This window comes from Jatrophihabitans sp., assembly GCF_036389215.1.
GTDB lineage: Bacteria > Actinomycetota > Actinomycetes > Mycobacteriales > Jatrophihabitantaceae > Jatrophihabitans_A.
Map to the genome: position 1 here is coordinate 1 of NZ_DASVQG010000195.1, position 2,327 is coordinate 2,327.

General features: G+C 69.7%; 2 protein-coding genes. Both read right to left on the reverse strand.

All coding sequences use genetic code 11. From position 1 onward, the window contains the following. A partial coding sequence (locus tag VF542_RS10365) for a condensation domain-containing protein (protein WP_408651628.1) occupies positions 1-1,983 on the reverse strand: 1,983 nt, incomplete at its 3' end. Between the two features lie 37 nt (positions 1,984-2,020). Continuing rightward, a partial coding sequence (locus tag VF542_RS10370) for an acyl carrier protein (RefSeq protein WP_408651629.1) occupies positions 2,021-2,327 on the reverse strand: 307 nt, incomplete at its 5' end.

A 2,327-nucleotide genomic window follows, 5' to 3' on the forward strand; every position in this document is an offset into this window, starting at 1 on the left:
CGTGCCGGTCGAACCCGAGGTGTAGATCAGGTACGCGGCATTGTCGGGCTGCGCGGCGCACACCGGCGCGGTGCCCTCGACCTCGGCCAGCCGGCGGGCGAGGCTCGGGTCGTCGAGATCGATGCGCGGCACATCGGGCGGCAATGCCGCGGCCAGCTTCGAATCGGTGATCACCAGCACCGCCGAAGCGTCGTCGAGCTGGAAGGCAAGCCGTTTCGCCGGATGCGTCGGATCCAGCGTCAGCCAGGCGCCGCCGGCCTTGAGCACCGCCAGCTGGGCCTGCGGGATCCGGGTGCCACGGTCCAGCAGGATGGCCACCACCTGGTCCGGCCCGATCCGGTGCTCGAGCTGCAGCAGCCGGGCAAGCCGGTTGGCCTGCTCGTCGAGATCGGTGTAGCTGACGTCCGCGCCGTCGAAGCGCAGGGCGGCCCGGTCGGGATAGCTTGCCGCCGCCGCTGCCACCAGGTCGTGCAACAGCAGCTCCCCGGTGCCGAAGTCGACCGGCGCCGGGTTCCAGGTGTCCAGCAGCAGTTGCGATTCCGCCGCCGGGAGCAGCTGCAGCTGGCTCAGCCGGCGATCCGGATCGGCAGTGATCGAGGCGAGCGCGGTCTCGTAGTGCTGGATCAGCCGCTCGATGCGGTCCTGGTCGAACAGCTCGGTGGAGTACTCCACCCAGGCCGACGCGCTGCCGTCGGCGAGGGTCAAGACCTGGAAGGCCATGTCGAAGCGCGAGGTGCCCAGCTGCACCTGCACCGGTGACACCGTCACATCGCCGAAGTTGTACTGACCGATCATGTCGCCGGTGAGCAGGGTGAAGCAGATCTGGAAGAGCGGGTTGCGGCCGGGCACTCGGTCGGGTTTCAGCTCCGCCACCACGGTGCCGAACGGCACGTCCTGATGCCCCAGTGCGCCGAGCACGGTGCCGCTGCAGCGCTGTACCAGCTCGCGGCCGGTCGGGTCGCCGGACAGGTCGGCACGCAGCACCAGGGTGTTGGCGAAGAAGCCGACCATGCTCTCCAGCTCCGACCTCGTCCGGCCGGAGAAGACCGAACCGACCGCCAGGTCGTACTCATCGGTGTAGCGCGACAGCACCGCGTAGAAGGCGGCCGTCAGAACCGCCAGCACCGACAGCACCGACTCCGCTGCCGCCAGTCCCCGGGCCCCGTCGATCAGGCCAGGCGCCAGCGGACGCTCGTGGATGGCGCCCCGCCAGCTGGGCTGATTGGGGCGCGGCCGGTCGGCCGGAACGTCCACCGGGGGAATCTCGGCGAGCCGCTCCCGCCAGTAGGTCAGCTGGTCGCGCTCGGTGTCGGTGCTGAGCTGCCGCTGCTGCCAGGCTGCGTGGTCGACCGGCTGCAACTGCCGGCTCGGCAGCTCCTCGCCACGACCGGCGTACAGCTCGGCAAGCTCGCGAGTGATGATCCCGACCGACCAGCCGTCAGTGATGATGTGGTGAAGGGTGAGCAGCAGGACATGGTCGTCCTCGGCCAGCCGTGCCAGCCAGCAGCGCATCAGCGGGCCGTTGTGGAGGTCGAACGGGCGGCGGGTCTCCTGTTCGGCCAACCTGGTGGCGTGCTCGAGCCGATCCTCGGCCGGGAGCGAGCGCAGGTCGATCACCGTTACCGGCATGGGGGCCGGCGGATCGATGACCTGGCACGGCAGCCCGCGCTCGGACCGGAACCTGGTCCGCAGGCTCTCGTGGCGCGCGACCAACCCCGTCACCGCGCTTCGCAACGCCCGCTCGTCCAGCTCGCCCTGCAGCCTGAGCGCGGCAGGCATGTTGTACACCGGCACGTCCGGAGCCAGCTGGTGCAGGAACCACAGGTAACGCTGCTGCTCGCTGACCGGCAGCAGCCCGTCCCGGGATACCGGTTCGATCCGATCCTGCTCAGCCAGCCGGTCCTGCCGCTGGCGCAGTTTCCAGTTGATCAGCGCCTGCCGGGCAGTTGAGAGCGCCTCAGCCGTGGCGGGAGCTTCGGTCATGTGCTCGCCTTCCTGGTGCGTGCCGGATTCGCCGGCATCAGCCGGTGCTGGTGGTCGACAGGACGGTGGAGCCGTCCGCGGCGAGAAGACCGGCCTCGATGATGGGCAGCAGTTCGGCAATGCTGCCGCCGGCGTAGATGTCACCGAGCGGGATGTCGACCCCGAACTCGCTCACGATCCGGGCGCGCAATCGCACCGCCGTGAGCGAGGTCCCGCCCACCTCGAACAAGTTCTGGTCGTCCTGGAAATCGTCTGCGACGTCGAAGAGTTCGGCCCAGATCCGCGCCAGCTCGTCGCGCAGGGTTCCGAACTCGGACGTGCCGGTGCCCTCGGTCGGCGCTTGC